Source organism: Flavisolibacter tropicus (genome assembly GCF_001644645.1).
In the GTDB taxonomy this organism is placed as follows: Bacteria; Bacteroidota; Bacteroidia; order Chitinophagales; family Chitinophagaceae; genus Flavisolibacter; species Flavisolibacter tropicus.
The window spans coordinates 130834-146258 of sequence record NZ_CP011390.1; the positions used below are offsets into that span (position 1 = coordinate 130834).

At 37.4% G+C, this 15425-nt stretch carries 17 protein-coding genes; 7 read left to right on the forward strand and 10 right to left on the reverse strand.

Annotation, left to right across the window (positions count from 1 at the left end; translation table 11 throughout):
• Positions 1 to 38: 38 nt before the first annotated feature.
• The 5 genes from SY85_RS00450 to SY85_RS00470 all read right to left on the reverse strand — a co-directional run bounded on the left by SY85_RS00450 (position 39) and on the right by SY85_RS00470 (position 3273).
• The gene (locus tag SY85_RS00450) at positions 39 to 386 is read right to left on the reverse strand and encodes a hypothetical protein (RefSeq protein WP_066401269.1); all 348 of its coding nucleotides are present in this window, start codon (positions 384 to 386) and stop codon (positions 39 to 41) included.
• A 111-nt stretch (positions 387 to 497) separates the two neighbouring features.
• Positions 498 to 1379, reverse strand: coding sequence for a 4,5-DOPA-extradiol-dioxygenase (gene ygiD / locus SY85_RS00455; RefSeq protein WP_226998957.1), 882 nt, complete (start codon positions 1377 to 1379; stop codon positions 498 to 500).
• 57 nt (positions 1380 to 1436) lie between these two features.
• The gene (locus SY85_RS00460; protein ID WP_066401270.1) at positions 1437 to 1874 is read right to left on the reverse strand and encodes a DoxX family protein; all 438 of its coding nucleotides are present in this window, start codon (positions 1872 to 1874) and stop codon (positions 1437 to 1439) included.
• Between the two features lie 120 nt (positions 1875 to 1994).
• A complete protein-coding gene (locus SY85_RS00465; RefSeq protein ID WP_226998958.1) occupies positions 1995 to 2570 on the reverse strand; it encodes a YceI family protein in 576 nt (191 codons plus the stop codon).
• Positions 2571 to 2610: 40 nt separating this feature from the next.
• The gene (locus SY85_RS00470; protein WP_066401272.1) at positions 2611 to 3273 is read right to left on the reverse strand and encodes an NADPH-dependent F420 reductase; all 663 of its coding nucleotides are present in this window, start codon (positions 3271 to 3273) and stop codon (positions 2611 to 2613) included.
• 858 nt (positions 3274 to 4131) lie between these two features.
• Between SY85_RS00470 and SY85_RS00475 the strand changes: the two genes are divergently transcribed.
• The 3 genes from SY85_RS00475 to SY85_RS00485 all read left to right on the forward strand — a co-directional run bounded on the left by SY85_RS00475 (position 4132) and on the right by SY85_RS00485 (position 8709).
• A complete protein-coding gene (locus SY85_RS00475) occupies positions 4132 to 5799 on the forward strand; it encodes a GNAT family N-acetyltransferase (protein WP_066401273.1) in 1668 nt (555 codons plus the stop codon).
• Positions 5800 to 5918: 119 nt separating this feature from the next.
• Positions 5919 to 6848: a polysaccharide deacetylase family protein gene (locus SY85_RS00480; protein ID WP_066401274.1), complete on the forward strand. Its 930-nt coding sequence runs from the start codon at positions 5919 to 5921 to the stop codon at positions 6846 to 6848.
• 163 nt (positions 6849 to 7011) lie between these two features.
• Positions 7012 to 8709 (forward strand): GNAT family N-acetyltransferase, encoded by a 1698-nt coding sequence (locus SY85_RS00485; protein WP_066401275.1) that lies wholly within the window; start codon positions 7012 to 7014, stop codon positions 8707 to 8709.
• A gap of 117 nt (positions 8710 to 8826) precedes the next feature.
• Here the strand turns inward: SY85_RS00485 and SY85_RS00490 are convergent, their stop codons facing one another.
• The 5 genes from SY85_RS00490 to SY85_RS00510 form a co-directional block, all read right to left on the reverse strand.
• On the reverse strand, positions 8827 to 9351 hold the full coding sequence (locus SY85_RS00490; protein WP_066401276.1) for an O-acetyl-ADP-ribose deacetylase: 525 nt from the start codon (positions 9349 to 9351) through the stop codon (positions 8827 to 8829).
• Between the two features lie 323 nt (positions 9352 to 9674).
• A complete protein-coding gene (locus SY85_RS26195) occupies positions 9675 to 9833 on the reverse strand; it encodes a LytTR family transcriptional regulator DNA-binding domain-containing protein (RefSeq protein ID WP_099459411.1) in 159 nt (52 codons plus the stop codon).
• Positions 9834 to 10254: 421 nt separating this feature from the next.
• Positions 10255 to 10851, reverse strand: coding sequence for a hypothetical protein (locus tag SY85_RS00500; RefSeq protein WP_066401278.1), 597 nt, complete (start codon positions 10849 to 10851; stop codon positions 10255 to 10257).
• 11 nt (positions 10852 to 10862) lie between these two features.
• Positions 10863 to 11507, reverse strand: a complete 645-nt coding sequence (locus SY85_RS00505; RefSeq protein ID WP_066401279.1) for a DUF4136 domain-containing protein — start codon at positions 11505 to 11507, stop codon at positions 10863 to 10865.
• Between the two features lie 370 nt (positions 11508 to 11877).
• A complete protein-coding gene (locus tag SY85_RS00510) occupies positions 11878 to 12909 on the reverse strand; it encodes a DUF481 domain-containing protein (RefSeq protein WP_066401280.1) in 1032 nt (343 codons plus the stop codon).
• Positions 12910 to 13182: 273 nt separating this feature from the next.
• Between SY85_RS00510 and SY85_RS00515 the strand changes: the two genes are divergently transcribed.
• The 4 genes from SY85_RS00515 (at position 13183) to SY85_RS00530 (ending at position 15420) form a co-directional block, all read left to right on the forward strand.
• A complete protein-coding gene (locus SY85_RS00515; protein ID WP_066401281.1) occupies positions 13183 to 13752 on the forward strand; it encodes an RNA polymerase sigma factor in 570 nt (189 codons plus the stop codon).
• 177 nt (positions 13753 to 13929) lie between these two features.
• The gene (locus SY85_RS00520) at positions 13930 to 14481 is read left to right on the forward strand and encodes a DUF4136 domain-containing protein (RefSeq protein WP_066401282.1); all 552 of its coding nucleotides are present in this window, start codon (positions 13930 to 13932) and stop codon (positions 14479 to 14481) included.
• A gap of 38 nt (positions 14482 to 14519) precedes the next feature.
• Entirely contained in the window at positions 14520 to 14837 is a 318-nt protein-coding gene (locus SY85_RS00525; RefSeq protein WP_066401283.1) for a transposase, read from the forward strand.
• Positions 14838 to 14865: 28 nt separating this feature from the next.
• On the forward strand, positions 14866 to 15420 hold the full coding sequence (locus tag SY85_RS00530; protein WP_066401284.1) for a hypothetical protein: 555 nt from the start codon (positions 14866 to 14868) through the stop codon (positions 15418 to 15420).
• Positions 15421 to 15425: the final 5 nt, after the last annotated feature.

A 15425-nucleotide genomic window follows, 5' to 3' on the forward strand; every position in this document is an offset into this window, starting at 1 on the left:
AAATGATGCGTAGCCCTTGATTTATAATCCAGGAACAGTTACTCTTCCTCGTCTACATGGAGTTTATGTAAAAAGCGGTGTATGATCGGTGCAAAAAACACCGCAGAGATCGTTAAGAAAGCTATACCACTATACAGTGCATAGAATGACGAAAATAGTTTGGCTGCATTGTTATTCATATCAACAATGGGGCCCATTCCTGTAAGGATCATTGATGCCATATAAAAACTATCAATCCAGCCTAAATCAGCCAAATAATGATAGCCCGCAGTTCCAATGCCAACAGAAAATACAATTAAGATGAAGGCAAATAAGCTAAAACGGGTTAATCGAATTAAAAAAAAATGAAAGGGCAGCAAGTCTTGCTTGCGATTTTCAAATGGCATTCGGAAACTACTTTTATAATGTAGAAGTTTAAATGTATAAAACTGTGTGGAACCCAGCAAGTTTCGTATGAGGGACAAGACTTGAAATCTTGTTTGTAGATATAGAACGCTTTATCCGATTTTTACTGAGGTCATTGTAAGGGAACCCCCTACAGCTTTATCATTAAAAAACGAAATAGCATCTTTACCGCCCTTTAAACCCAGTGTGTATAGTAGGGGCCAGTAATGCTCGGGGGTGGGGATGGCCAGTAAAGCCTCTTTCCCCAGCGATTCGTAACGGATCAACGAGTCGTGGTGACCGTTGCCAATCAATTCTTTGAACTTATTATTTATTTGCAGTGCCCAGTCGTAACCATATTCCGATTCATTCAGCTTATCCCATGCTACCATACGGAGATTATGAACCATGTTTCCACTGCCTATAATGAGCACTCCTTTTTTTCTTAAGCTATATAGCTCCTTAGCCAAATCGTAGTGATATTGAGGGCCTTTTGTATAGTCAATGCTTAACTGTAATACTGGGATGTTTGCTTCAGGGTACATATGGCGAACAACGGTCCAGGCACCATGATCCAATCCCCAGTCATGATCCATTTCTACAAGAGCAGAAGTAAGTAATAGGCTGGTTTCTTTGGCCAGCGCGGGATTACCTGGTGCTTTGTACTGTACCTCATAAAGCTCTTTGGGAAAGCCGCCAAAATCATGGATGGTCTGTGGAAAATCCATGGCGGTGATGCGTGTGCCTTGGCTTAGCCAATGGGCAGATATTACAAGAACGGCGGCAGGAGTGGGGATCTGTTTTCCCATTGCTTTCCAGGTACGGCTAAACTCATTATCCTCAATGCCATTCATTGGAGAACCATGACCAACAAACAAAACAGGCATAAGGGTTTCCTGCTCTTTTAATTCAGATGTAAATTGATTAAACGCTGCTAAGGTTGTCATACTTGCTACTCCTGTTACTAATGTTCTTAAAAATGCTTTTCTTTCCATACCTTAAATATTGCCGATAGAATCATCTCCATTCAAATAAGTCGGGAAGGGCTTCAGTTAAATAAGAGAAGCCCTGATTGATAGTTTACGTTGAAGTAAATAATCAATTGAATACTTACCGCTACCTGCTATGAATAAAACAATATAGGCTACTAAGTAATGAAGCGCCATTTCTTTTTGTGCAAAGGCATCTGCTGAATGGATAACCAGTACGGCAACAAGCATCGTTATCATTAAGGGGATTGCTGCTAATCTGGTAGTAAAACCTACTAAAAGTAAAATAGAACAGATTACTTCAGCAAATACGGTAAGTCCTAATGAAACTTCTGGACTCATACCCATCACCGCTGGAAATTGAATAGGATCGCCAGAAAAAAGATGGACCATTTTAGGAAGGCCATGAGTTAACATCATAATGGCTATTGCTACACGGGCTAATAATAGGGCTACATCAATCTTGTTTGACGTTTGGCCAACGTTTATAATTCTTTTCATGGTTTTTTTAGTGTTTTAGGTGTCGTTTCAGGATACGTAAAATGAGGAAATTGAGTTAGGAAGAATACCAATTGCTATTAAGGCAATTGGTATTCTAATAAGATATGGTAATAATGATCCTTATTGAACAAACTCGCCATCTGCTTTTATTCTTACATCATCGCTGATCATAGGAGCAGGGAAGCCATTACCCAGGTTGAAGTCGGAACGCTTAATAACGCCTGTTACCTGGAAACCGGCCGTTTGTTTTTTGCTCATAGGGTTTTCTACAGTGCCTTTGTATTCAAGATCCATAGTTACAGGCTTGGTTATGCCATGTAAAGTAAGATTGCCCAAAAGCTTGTATTTATTTTTTCCTGCTTTTTTAAGCGATGTGCTCTTGAATGTCAAGGTCGGGTATTTAGCAGCATCAAAAAAATCAGCACTTTTTAAGTGGTTATTTCTTGCTTCTACTCTTGTATCAATAGAGTTTGTTTTTGCTGTCAGTTCAATTACAGCATCACTGAAATCGGATTTTGCAGAGTTTACAGTTACTTCAAAGTCATTAAATGTACCAGATACATCAGAAATACCCAGGTGCTTTACTGTGAAACCCAGTTGTGAATGGGGGGCATCGTTTTTCCAAACATTATTCAATACAGTAAATGCGGATAATAGAATAAATGCGGAAAGAACTACGGTTAACTTTTTCATCATGATTTGTTTGCTATTTACGATTGGTTACTAAAAAGGTTTATTAATTATGTAAGATTTTCCAGCCTGCCTGCCAGTTATAATTATATCTTTTAACTAGTTGAATTAAAAGGAGCTGCATATTCTCCAGTGTTCTGCTAACAGATAGATTACCAGCTATAATAGGGTTGAAGCCAATAGTGCTTATTAGTTCAGAAACTGTTCCTAAGGCTTCTTCATCGTCTCCAGCCAAGAAGGCATCTACTTGCTTTCCATTGATAACAGGAGTAAAGAAATCGGCAGCAAATGTTGTATTAAATGCTTTTACCACTTTGGCGTGGGGTAGCAGCATTTGCAGCTCTTCAGCTGCACTGGTTGAGGGAGGGGTTACTAGGCTATCATACGTCTCATTCAATGGATTGGCAATACTGATCACAATCTTTTGATTAGCGTAGTCTCTGATTTTTTCAGCCACTTCTTTTTCCGCCCGAAAGGGAATGGCTGCAATTATAATATCAGCTTCCCAACTGGCATCTTTGGGGCAAAGAGCCGCTTCTACATCGGCACCCGGTGTTTCCTCTTTTATTTGGTTAACTATTTCTACTAGCTTTTCCTGCTGATTGGCTTTTAAAAGCAAACGATAGTTTCCCTTTGCCAAGGTCCTTGCCAGTGAAGAACCCATATTGCCTGTAGCACCTATAATGGCTATGGTTTGTTTTGTTTGCATAATTTAATTGTTATGCAAAGCTACCATTACCCAAAGCCTCGCTCCATTGCGCTATCGCAAGAAATACCATTGACATTTGTCAATGAAATACATTGAGATAAGTCAATTGGCTTATTGGAATTCCAACTTTGAAACAATCATTAGCTATCAGATAAATGGGAATCTTTTTATGAAAAGGATACCAACCTTAAATATGATTTGCTACTAAAATCACAATGTCTGTAGAATGATAACAGTTTATTGCTCAGCTTAGCTACAAAAGAAAACAGGATTATTTATGAGTTTAAATAAAGAAAACTATTCTTTTTGTTGAAAAGGCAATAATTGATTGGCAAGCCAAAGTGCAACTAATTATTACAGCCATCTAAAAGATTGAATCATCAATTGTATGAATCTGTTTCGCTAATTAGGCTGGTTATAAGTAGTTTGGGTAGGTTTCCTTTGCATACAGGCTTATTCGTTATAATAACATTGAAAATGAGGTGGTTAGATAAGATGTTTAAATAGGGGATTTTGAGGCAATGAATTTTATAATTAGAAGCAACCATTTTTTTCAACAAGCAGTATTATACTACATGATAACATCGTAAAAATGATTGTTTATGTAATGCAATAGTCTTGCAACAAAGTCCCAATTAGGACAATATTTTGACTGGAGAACTCTTGCATATAACAATTATAGCTATTATTTTCACTAACGAATTTCTCCCTTTGAATGCCCCCAAGACTGCTTTTCTTAAGTTTCTACTCTAGTAATTAGCAGCAAAAAAAACAATCATTTTTCATTATTGTGACGATTGTAAACCATTAAGTCCTATACTCATTTCAACGGGCTGCATATGCCTGATTAGAAGATTTATGTTAACTATTTCAACTAGAGCCATAAATGTGCTAAACAAAAATGGAATTGAGCTCTTTGAAGGCAAAGCAGCATGGCTGCAACTTTCAAATGATTCATTTTTATCAGGTTGGGATAAGCTGTATGAAGACTGTCCTTGGGGCACCGTTTTTCAAAGTCGCGCGTTTATTACTACCTGGTATAGCAATTATCAAGAAACGTACATTCCACTTTTCATTGTAAGTTTTGAAGGTCGCAGGCTTACGGGTTTATTGTTATTAGCCAAAACAAAGGATGGCCTTATTATAGGCGCCGGTGATGCTCAGGCTGAATACCAGGTATGGCTGGCTACAGAGAATAATGGAAATGATTTTATTAGTAAAGCATTAAAAATCGTTGATAGTTACTTACCAAATACAAAAGTTCAACTAAAATATATTCCGGATAATGCTCCTATGCATTGGGTCAATGAGAGTACCTACTTTAAAGCGCGTTGTTTAGTAAAGGTTTACAAACAGCCGTTGTTGAAAATAAAAGAAGACCACTTTATAAATGAGCTACAGAAAAAGAACCGCCGGGAAAAGCTAAACCGCCTTAAACGGATTGGAAACCTGCAATTTGTACATATTACTTCTTATTCTGAATTTGAAGCTATACTTGATAAGCTGGCTCTGCAATTTGACTTTCGAAAGAAAGCCGTATTCAACACAGCCGTTTTTCTACAGGATCCAAAGCGTAAGAACTTCTTATTGTCCTTATTTAAACAGGGACTTTTACATACTACAGTACTAAAGGTAAATGAGGATATTATTGCCGCTAATGTTAGTGTTTTTGGAAAGGGTTGGGTGCATTTGCAAGGTGTTAATACCCATGCGCCATCTTTTGCTAAATATTCACCGGGCATTTTGCATTTGTTGATGCTGGGAAAACAATTGGCAAGCGAGGGTATTTCAGTATTTGACCTTACTCCTGGTGATGATCCATACAAGGGGCAGTTAGCAACTAACTATAAAGAGGCTTTTCATCTCATTGTAAGTAGCCCATATCAACTACAGGTAAGCAAACTCAAATTAGCATCTGCAGAAGGCTTTAAAAAGCTGCTATTACTTATTGGATATACACCAAGTAAGTTTAAATGGTATACATGGAAATTAAAAGATCAGTATAAACATGTTTTTAAAAAAGGCCTTCCATTTTCTATAAAGTATTTCGTTTCCAGAATCATTACTCCCAATAAAGAAAACGTTTATGTTTTTCAGCATGGTCAAATACTACCATCATTTAATGGAGTAACGATTAACATAAACTCGCTAAGTGACATGCTTTGTTTTGATCCAAAAGGATCATCTCTGAACTCGTGGGCATTTTTTGAAGATGCCATGCGTCGATTTGAAGATGGTGAAACGTGCTTTTCTTATTGTGAGAAAGGCCAATTGCAGGCTTGTGTATGGCTTGCAAGTGCAAAATCTTCAAAAACCGCTAATGAACCTAAGTTAACAGGTTTCTATTACCATTCAATACTGCATAATAAAAAGAATTTGTTGTTGTCGGTTATTAGTACTGTGGTAGCAATGGATCAAACGCACAATGTGATTTACGCCCATGTAAGAAAGGGTGACAAATTCATTTGTCAAACACTGAAGGATTTAGGGTTTAAGCGAGCCAACAGTGCTGATAGTGATAATTAAGAGTTTTGAAAATTTAGAGCGATAGCTTATGATGATCAGAGAAGAAATATTTCAAGACAAATGTTTAAGCTAAACTCCCTTTGTAGGGCGAGATTAAAACATTTTCTAAACTAACTTCTATGAATGTAAAAGCAAGAGTACTTGGCGGATGGCTTGTTGCTAGTATGTTGCTGTTATCGGGTGCTTTAAAAAGAAGAATGAAAAAGATTCTTAATGAGGAATGTATTTTATCCATTTTCTTTCATAACCCAAGTAGGGAGGAGTTTGAACAATGCATTCGATGGTTAAAGAAATATAATCTTAAGTTTTTAAGCGTTCAGGATATTGAACGTATCATTCAAAATAATCAGCATTTTCCCAAAGGTGGAGTATTAATAACAGTAGATGATGGTTGGCAGTCGAATGAGGCTAATGTTATTGAAGTGGCCAATAATTATCAAGTGCCTGTAACCATCTTTGTAGCCACCAACCCGGTTGAAGAAGGATCTTATTGGTGGGTACATGTAGCAAAAGCAAAGGAAAAAGGCATAGAATGTGTCCCCGTGCAAACCTTAAAGAATTGGAGTAATGAAGAGAGGCTGCTAAAGGTAGACGAGATTAAAAGAAGTTTCCCTATTGAACGATCAGCTTTAACTATTGATCAGGTGAAGAGAGCCGCCGATTCTAATTGTGTTACCATAGGCGCACATACAGATACGCATCCCATTTTAACAACTTGTAATGATCATCATGTAGTAGAAGAAATACAAGTTTCAAAACAAAAACTGGAAAACTGGACCGGCAAAGAGATGCGCTATTTTGCTTACCCAAATGGAACCTATGGTGCTCGTGAAATAGAGGTGCTAAAGAAATTGCGATACCGGTTGGCTTTCTCTACTCAACCTGACTACCTGCTACCAGGCTCTCTGAAAAATAAATATGAGTTACCAAGAATTATGTTTCTGGAGGGCATGTCTTTTGAAGAGAATATTTGTCGGATTGCTGGACTTTGGGCTCCCCTAGGGGCCAGGCTAAAAAAGATTTTTCCAATATTCAGAAAGTTTAACTGACAGATTTTTAACTGGGGTACAGTGCGTTTGACAATACTTTTCAAGTAATTGTGCTAATGCTCTTTGTCTCCAGCCAAAATAGTGTACTATCTACGAATAGTATTTATGAAAAACAATGTGTTATTGGCGTGAAGCCAAGATCGACGAACTAAAATGATTTGAAATGAAAACTCAAGCCACAAGTAAAATAGCGTTACAGTCGCTAAAGGGTAATAATATTGCTATTCATGTAGGTGAGGATGCCTGGCAGTTACTCTCCAATTCCACGTTTCTAGCAAATTGGGACAAGTTATTTGAAAGCTGTCCTTGGGCTACTATTTTCCAGCACCAATCATTTGCTCTTACATGGTATAAGATCTACCGCACTAAGTTTCTTCCAGTTTTAGTAATTGCTGAATGCGAAGATCAACTTAATGGCTTGCTTACATTAGCAGCACCTGTTTCTGGTAATAAAGGACAGATCGTTGGTGCGGGACATTACGATGCCGAATATCATACGTGGCTAACGGATGGTACTGATAATGGATCGTTTATTCAAGTAGCTTTCACAAAATTACTTCAGTTATTTCCTCAATACCCTATTTACTTACGCTATATTCCACCTCATACACCCATTCAATGGATGCGGGAGCCCAAATGGAAAAAACGCTGCGTATGGCTTGCCGGTAGCCGTCCATTAATGAACCTCAACGATCCAAACATAAATATGGTCTTTCGTAAAGATGATCTAAAACTAAAATTGAATCGACTGAAAAGACTAGGTGAAGTTAGTTTTGAGCGTATTACAGATAAGGGTCAATTTGCGGCTATTTTAAATGAACTAGCTACTCTATATGATTTTCGCCAGGGAGCGATGTTCAATAAAAATCAATTTCTTGATGACCTCTTTAAAAAAGATTTCATTCTGGCCTTGTTTGATCAAAACTTATTACATGTAACGGTACTCAAGGTAAGTGGAAAAATATTTGCCTCAATATCTGCTGTAACTGACCAGGAGTGGGTGTATTTAAGTGGTGGTTTCAATGTACATGCCCCATTTTATGCAAAGCGTATTTCGCCAGGGTATTTAAGTTTTATGCTACTGGGGCAACAATTAGTAAACGAAGGAAAAGCTGTTCTTGATCTTACACCGGGTGGTGATTTTTATAAAGAAAGAATGGCTACAAGCCATGAGCCTGTTTGTGAATTAATAGTTACAGATAGTGTTATTTATCGTGCAAAACGGCAAATACGCAGGAAAACATATGAATATTTGGCTAAAGCTGGTAAATGGCCCATGGGGGCTGAACTGGCCCTACGTAAACGGCTTTACCTTTTAAAAAATAGGGTTCGCCAGGTTAAACGGGAAGGTGTATTGAAAACAGCAGTTGAAAAACTCAAAAAAGTGGTGCAGCCACCTGCTGTAAAAGTGTATATATCACCTACAACTGTTATTGCATTTAATGATTCCATGGCTATTAATAAAAATGAACTTAGTGACCTTTTGTTATTTGTAGCAAATGGAACATTGCAAACCCGTTGGGAATTTTTAGAAGACGCTATGCGTCGATATGGGCATGGAGAGAGCTCCTATACTTACTGTAAAGATGGTCGTTTGTTATATTGTATATGGCGTACTAATAATGTTGAGCCGATAGCCGCTGGTAATAAGCTTGCTACTGAAAAGCGTAAAGAAGAAAACTTTCAGTTAGAAAATATGTATTGCCATTCTGAAGGAAGGGAAAAACAAAACGAATTTTTGAAAGCTGTCGCTCATGCTATTACAGAAGAGAACCAAAACGCAACTATTAGGGTTGTCACATCCACAAAAAATAAAAGCTTGTGCCAAACACTTTACTCAATGGGATTTACTATCTCTTAATAGGAGATTGGTGATAGATTTAATCTTATCTTCAACATGAAATCTGTTGATTTTGGGCCCTTTTAACTTTATTTGCTATTTTGCTATGCTTGTGAATTTATTTTAATAGACCTTGGTTTACGCAGAAAGAAGGTCTTTATATAATTGGTAATTCTCTTCGTCAAAACACACAAACAGTACACTTTTAATAGAATCTGTCCCTGCCAGGAATTGCTTTACAGTATTAGTGGCAATAGAGGCCGCCTCTTTTTTAGGAAAACGGTAAACACCCGTACTAATGTTAGGGAAAGCAATGGTATGGCAATTATGCTCTAATGCCAGTGCTAATGAATTTCTATAACAATTAGCCAATTTCTCCTGCTCTCCACTATTGCCGCCATTCCAAATAGGGCCCACTGTGTGTATCACATATTTCGCTGGTAAGTTGCCGGCAGTCGTAATAACAGCATCGCCAGTTTTACAACCTCCCTGGCGTGCTACAATCTTTCTGCAATCTTCCAATATGGCCGGGCCGCCAACCCTATGTATAGCGCCATCTACACCGCCACCGCCCATTAAAGAAGTATTGGCTGCATTTACTATAGCATCTACTACCATCTTGGTGATATCCCCCTTTATTACTTCTATTTTATCAGTAACCATATTCTAATTTAAAACTATAAATCGTATTGTTTTGTAAAAGCATTTCTTTTCCCTATCTATAGCAGTCCATTTCCAGTCTGTCTCTGTTCTTAGTGGCCATTTGTATCCAGCTGGTGTTGGACTCACGGCCGAGTCGTGAGCGGTTAGTTTACGGGTTGGTATCCGCTCATTCTTGCTCTATATTTTCAGCCGATCAATAATGGTTGGGCTACCAGGCATCTACAAGAAGGTGTAGCCAGGCTCTATGCTAAGTAATAAGTTGGCATTGGAAATAGGAATGCAATAGAATTCACCTGAAAGTGGAACCGCTTAAAGGATGTTAACTACCTTTTAGTCCAATCTTGTATTGCTGATATATAACTATCGCCAAAAGGTAGCTCAATATGGGTAAGCCGAACTTTACGATTCACAATCGCTTTTATCTTTTGTAACGGTATAATATAGCTTCTGTGAATGCGCTTAAACTGATCGGAGAAGTACATTTTTTCCCAATTGATATTTCGAACGTACGAATAAGGCTTCAGTTTCTTTCTTTTCAATGGTAGGCTTGTATTTGTAATAAAATTGAATGACTAACCTTGCTCTTTTAGCAATGAAAAAAATAAAAGCCATGTATAGACATACATGGCCTGCTTTCATCGCCATATGTGCATCTGCTAGTATTACCTGCAGTATGTTAAGTAATGTTGTGTTTCTTGTTGAAAACGTTGCTTAAACGCTGCTTTGAAAAATTACATCCTGCTATATGGCTATGTTTCAGATTAGGATTTAAAAAGCTTTGGTGGATTTATTAAGAAACACATTTACATTAATAATTGTTTAATTAAAAATGGTTTTGAATTTATATAATTTTTTTACGCCTTTATTAATTGTTAGCAATTGATAATATTTAGGCATGGTCTGCTACTTGTTGCCAAATATGAGCCCTAAGCTGACAGAAACGAAATTCTGTGCATCCAGGTCGTCCGTTTCAAATCCTGCATAATACTTTCCATTTAGTGTAATCGCTGACCCATTGCCTAGTCCATAAGCAATCCCCAATTCAGGCCGAAGACAAAATTGCCATGTGTCATTTACAATACGATATAATCCAAAGTCTGTGTATCGGTCTATATACAACGTACCCAAGCCAAATCCAATATAAGGTCTTAAATTCTTGTTGTCGGTTTGTTTGTAATATTTGGCGCCTGCCAATATAGGCACTGCATTCGTATACCGGTACTGAACACCTGAAATAGAAGCGGTCTTGTCTGTATACACTTTATCATCAACTCTTTCATAAAACACATTCCAGCCTGTTTCAATTCCTACATTCAAATAGGGCGTTCTAAAATGGTTGAATTCCATATTGATTCCCCTAAAGCTGGTTTTACTTATATAATCACTCATGTTGCCTACCGGAAAAGAAACTGGGTAAGCAATTGTAAAGTTAAAGCCTTGCTGCGCATGAACAACTGCTGCGCAGGTAATGGCAAATAGCAGGGTTATTATCGATTTCATGGTAGTTGACTTTAATTGATTTTTAGATAAGGAGATTGCGCAAAGGCCTTGTCTACACTAGTCTGTATGCGTGCAGTTATATCTGCTGTACCGCCTTCGGCCAAGCCGTTGATAATACAGTTCCATGCCACTGTCGCATTGTCTCCTGTTCGCAGCCCCTTCAATTGAGCCATTTGAATGAAGATCGACCCTGATCGATAACCTGTTACATAAGGAGGATAATACCATCCAGGATAGTACCAGCCATACCAGCCGCCATACCACCAGTCCCAATACCACCAATCATAGTAGTAATAAATATTAGTAGTGGTCATTGCTGAAACCAATAAAACCACATCTGGGTTGTTATTTTTGTTGACCAAGGTCCATCCATTGGCAGCCATATTTTCTTTTAACTTATTCAATACTGCAGCGCTGTAAGTTGGGTTGGCAAACTGGGGCTTCCCATCACCATCCGGGTCAGTGAAGGCGTCACCTGTAATTTTTACTACACTATCCGGAATCGCGAAGGTTTTTTGGCTCTTAAAGTCGAATTGATTGTAATAGTTGGTATAAACCAAGTCTAACTCTTCAGTATATTGAGCGCCTTCCGGGTAGCAGCCTGCCAGTAGCACTATTACAATTAAAGCCAGGCACTTGTAAAGTTTTGCAGTCATATGGAATGATTTTAGTCAGTATAAAGGTTTTTCAGAGCTGTAGTTTGGTAGTGGTGTTTAATAAGGTAGGAGTGGGTTAGAAATGGTGGAAGAGAAACTGTAACTATAACCGGATTTCGATCAGAAAGTGAAGGTACAATGCTGTATATAGATGTTATAATTATGTAAGTTACTTATTGCTAATATTTATAAATATTGGCACTGCTTAAAACAGTTTATTCTAAGGGCGTTTTTTGCTTTGTTGCAGTACTTTTTGTAACTGAATAGAAAAGTTCAAATTCTATTCATTTTCTGTAAAGAATGTAATGATTTATTTTTTTGGGTACATCTTGTTAAAGATTTGATAGCTTATTTTCATTTTGTGCAAAACCTAAAACTGGAAGGAAATACTAATGGCAGAACCATAGTCAAAATTACTGTCGCCTTCCGGTGGTTTACTGTCATAGTTAGCATAAGGGCTAAGGGTCAAATAGAAGCGCCTGGCCAGTTCCCACGAGAAATAGATATTGGCATCAAAGCGTACACGGTCTTTTTGACTTAAGCTAAAAAAAGCAGAATTGGTAGAACTAATCTGAATATTAGGTTGGTGATATTTGAAGTAGTTTAATTTAAGAATGACAGGTACTTCTAATAATAGGTCGTTTATGATACCTGTCGTACTTTTTTCCTGGTTAAAAGATATTCCACTTGTAAATAGCACCTGCATATCTGTTTTTGATACAAGTTTATTACCACCGCCAATTAGTTCCTGATACCTTCTGGCTAACGAAAGCTCCAGGTTACGTTGATAGACAAAACTACCAGCCAAATACCAGGATGGTGTTACACTATAAATCGAAAACAAACTGCCATCTTCCTTATCCCTAGAATATTTTGATGAGTCGATTGAACCAATAGTTGATAAAGACAGTTGGTGCCCAAAGCGTTTCATTGGGTAGTACAAATTGGTGCTAAAGTTTACTTGTCCTTCTTCATTGGCTTTTGTGAAGCTAAAGCCAGCCGAAAGGCTACCGTTCAGTCTCGTCAGGAACTTATTTTCTAAAGCTAGTATGACCCCCAAATCAGTAATCTTCATTTCTATGGTGTCTTTTTCATCACTTACAATTTTTACCCAATTTTCCTGTGAAGATGGTTTTAGATATCCATAATAAAAATGCTTGTCAAGTGTTTCTATTTTAAAACGGCGGGCAGTATTGATCCTTTTAATCTTGTACATCCTGATCTTTATGTACTTAAGATCCATTTCGTCAAATGTAAGGACTCCTAAATTTGCACCTTTAACATAACCAATAAAAATCTGTCCGTTAAATAAATAGAGCGTATCTCTTCTGGATTGAGCATGAATATCTACTTGCCAACTTAAAATAATTAATACAAAAATGACTTGCAATTGCCTGAACATATCTCTAGCTTTATCATCTCTTTTTTTAGTTAAGTTTATATAGAGGTATATAATAGACACGTGCCAATAGTTCAACCATGAATAAATGAGATGCGAACAAAAAAAAGTATTAGATAGCTTTCAAGTATCTCTCTTATATTTTGAATCAAAGTCTGAACTAATCTGAGCCTTGCGATTGATCTATTGCGCTTTTTTTATCATCACCAATCTGCATTTTGTTGCCGTAGCATTTGAAAACATAGCAAGCATTTATCTTTTACATAATGGGCTACTATGAAAAATGACGGTCATCCTACTTGTATAAATACTGATGTTGAGCTGCTTGATTTAATGATGAATCAGAATGCTATTGCGTTTGAGATCTTGTATAAAAGGTATTGGAATCCCTTATTGCATTTTGCTTCACAATTCCTTGACGATGAGGATAGTTGTGAAGAAATGGTCCAGGGCCTGTTTGTGCATTTGCATAACCGGCAACAAGCACTCAAAATAACTACCGCCATCCGGCCATATTTATACACTTCGTTGCGAAACAGAATCTTTAATTATGTGAGAAGCCGGTCGGTTTACAAAAGACATATAGCCCAAGCGTCGAGTGAGATAGTGTATGTTAATAACGATGTAGATCAATTCATAGACTTTGTTGAGTTGAAGCAAAGAGTAGCGCAATGCCTGAAAGGGATGCCCGCTAAAAATAGAGAAGTGTATCTGTTGCATTTTTACGAGCACTTTCCTCTAAAAAAAGTAGCCATTATTCTAAACAGGCCTGTTGATACGGTAGAAAAACAACTGCGTAGGGCCAAAGCAATACTGCGTAATTATTTAATTGCCAATAAAAAATAGCAGTGAGCATTCAAATTGAAAGGGATTCAATAAAAGATATCTCAATTTACTAAAGGTAAATGGCGGCTTATTTTCTTTGGTAGTGTCTATTCTATGTAAGAAGTTCTTCAGTCCCTCTGATGGCATTTTCGCTCTCCTGTTACCCTTTATCTGTTTTTAATTATAAAAAATAAGTACATGAAAAAGTTCTTGCTGCAGCTGTGTTGGTTACTCCCTTTAATTGTAACCTATTCTTGCAGCCCACCGTTGAAAGTAAATTCGGATTATGATAAAAACGTTGATTTTGCCAAGTACAAAACCTTTGCTCTTTTCAAGAGTGATAGTAGTCAAACAATTAGTCAGTTAAATCAAAGTCGCATTGCTGATGCTATACGTGGCGAAATGGTGAAGAAAGGCTTCCAGGAGGCTACATCTAATCCCGATGTGCTAATCAATTCGGTAGCCATATTTAAAGATAGAACATCGGTAAGCGCTACCAATTATGGCTATGGCGGCGTGTATAGGCCTTACTATTGGGGAGGAGGCGTTGGTTATACGAACTACGATGTGCAGCATTATAAAGATGGCTCCTTGATTATAGATATAATTGATGCAAATACACAAAAGCTTATTTGGCAAGGGATAGGGAATAAGGAGATTGATGGACCGATTAAGGATCCGGATACCAAAATCCCAAAAGCCATTTCTATGATTATGGAAGGATTTCCTCCAAAGGCTAAAAAATCATAAACAGGTTTTTAGCTTACTATTTAACTACAGCTTTTACAATGGCTATCCAAAGAAGAAAGTTTTCTGATGATCAGAAAATAAGCATATTAAAGGAGGCTGAAGCATCAGGTGTAACGGCTGTATTACGAACATATAATCTCTCTTATAGTGTATTTGCAAGATGGAAGCAAAAGTTTATGAAACCTGATACTCACATACAAGGACATGCATTGACTGGCAGAAGCAAGTCTGAAATTAAATTGCTGTTACAAGAAAATGCACGTCTGAAAAAGATCATTGCCGATATGGCTTTAGAGCTGGAGCGAAAAGATGAAGAACTAAGAAAGACACATGCTTTATTAGGAAAAAGAAATTAACCATTTAACCTCTTTTCAAACTTAAATTATGAAAAAGTACTTGTTCACTGCAATTCTGTTTGTGCTATCTCTTTCTTTCTTCGCAAATGCACAGGATGAAATGGTTATTAAAGGCTCTAAAAAGCTTGATAAGCAATACACCCCCCAGCAGGTTGTAGATTCATTAAATAAACGATTCCCTAATGCTAAATCCGTTCAATATTTTGAAACAAAGGCAGATGCTGCTAATAAAGGATGGGCCGTGTCTGAAGAAGACAATCTTTCTTCCGATGCTGATGTTAATTATTATACGATAAGCTTCAAAAATGAGGGTCTGAAGTATTATGGGCTGTATGATAAAGATGGTAAACTATTACAAAGTAAAGTAGAAGAAAAGATCACGAGCCTGCCAAATCCTGTAGTAATGGCGCTAAAAGATGTGGCCCATAAATATCCCGGATATAAGGTGGTTTCGAAAACCTACTTCAAAGATCAAAATTATTCCAAGAGCAAAGAATATTATGAAGTGGTAGCCAAAAAAGGTAATGATACAAAACGCCTTTATTATTCACCCGATGGTACACTCATAAAAACTAAAGGATAAAATTA

Excerpts from the sequence above, each read along its gene's own strand:
- SY85_RS00450 (WP_066401269.1), bottom strand. The coding sequence starts at position 386 with ATGCCATTTGAAAATCGCAAGCAAGACTTGCTGCCCTTTCATTTTTTT.
- ygiD (WP_226998957.1), bottom strand. The coding sequence starts at position 1,379 with ATGGAAAGAAAAGCATTTTTAAGAACATTAGTAACAGGAGTAGCAAGT.
- SY85_RS00460 (WP_066401270.1), bottom strand. The coding sequence starts at position 1,874 with ATGAAAAGAATTATAAACGTTGGCCAAACGTCAAACAAGATTGATGTA.
- SY85_RS00465 (WP_226998958.1), bottom strand. The coding sequence starts at position 2,570 with ATGATGAAAAAGTTAACCGTAGTTCTTTCCGCATTTATTCTATTATCC.
- SY85_RS00470 (WP_066401272.1), bottom strand. The coding sequence starts at position 3,273 with ATGCAAACAAAACAAACCATAGCCATTATAGGTGCTACAGGCAATATG.
- SY85_RS00475 (WP_066401273.1), top strand. The coding sequence starts at position 4,132 with ATGTTAACTATTTCAACTAGAGCCATAAATGTGCTAAACAAAAATGGA.
- SY85_RS00480 (WP_066401274.1), top strand. The coding sequence starts at position 5,919 with ATGAATGTAAAAGCAAGAGTACTTGGCGGATGGCTTGTTGCTAGTATG.
- SY85_RS00485 (WP_066401275.1), top strand. The coding sequence starts at position 7,012 with ATGAAAACTCAAGCCACAAGTAAAATAGCGTTACAGTCGCTAAAGGGT.
- SY85_RS00490 (WP_066401276.1), bottom strand. The coding sequence starts at position 9,351 with ATGGTTACTGATAAAATAGAAGTAATAAAGGGGGATATCACCAAGATG.
- SY85_RS26195 (WP_099459411.1), bottom strand. The coding sequence starts at position 9,833 with ATGTACTTCTCCGATCAGTTTAAGCGCATTCACAGAAGCTATATTATA.
- SY85_RS00500 (WP_066401278.1), bottom strand. The coding sequence starts at position 10,851 with ATGAAATCGATAATAACCCTGCTATTTGCCATTACCTGCGCAGCAGTT.
- SY85_RS00505 (WP_066401279.1), bottom strand. The coding sequence starts at position 11,507 with ATGACTGCAAAACTTTACAAGTGCCTGGCTTTAATTGTAATAGTGCTA.
- SY85_RS00510 (WP_066401280.1), bottom strand. The coding sequence starts at position 12,909 with ATGTTCAGGCAATTGCAAGTCATTTTTGTATTAATTATTTTAAGTTGG.
- SY85_RS00515 (WP_066401281.1), top strand. The coding sequence starts at position 13,183 with ATGAAAAATGACGGTCATCCTACTTGTATAAATACTGATGTTGAGCTG.
- SY85_RS00520 (WP_066401282.1), top strand. The coding sequence starts at position 13,930 with ATGAAAAAGTTCTTGCTGCAGCTGTGTTGGTTACTCCCTTTAATTGTA.
- SY85_RS00525 (WP_066401283.1), top strand. The coding sequence starts at position 14,520 with ATGGCTATCCAAAGAAGAAAGTTTTCTGATGATCAGAAAATAAGCATA.
- SY85_RS00530 (WP_066401284.1), top strand. The coding sequence starts at position 14,866 with ATGAAAAAGTACTTGTTCACTGCAATTCTGTTTGTGCTATCTCTTTCT.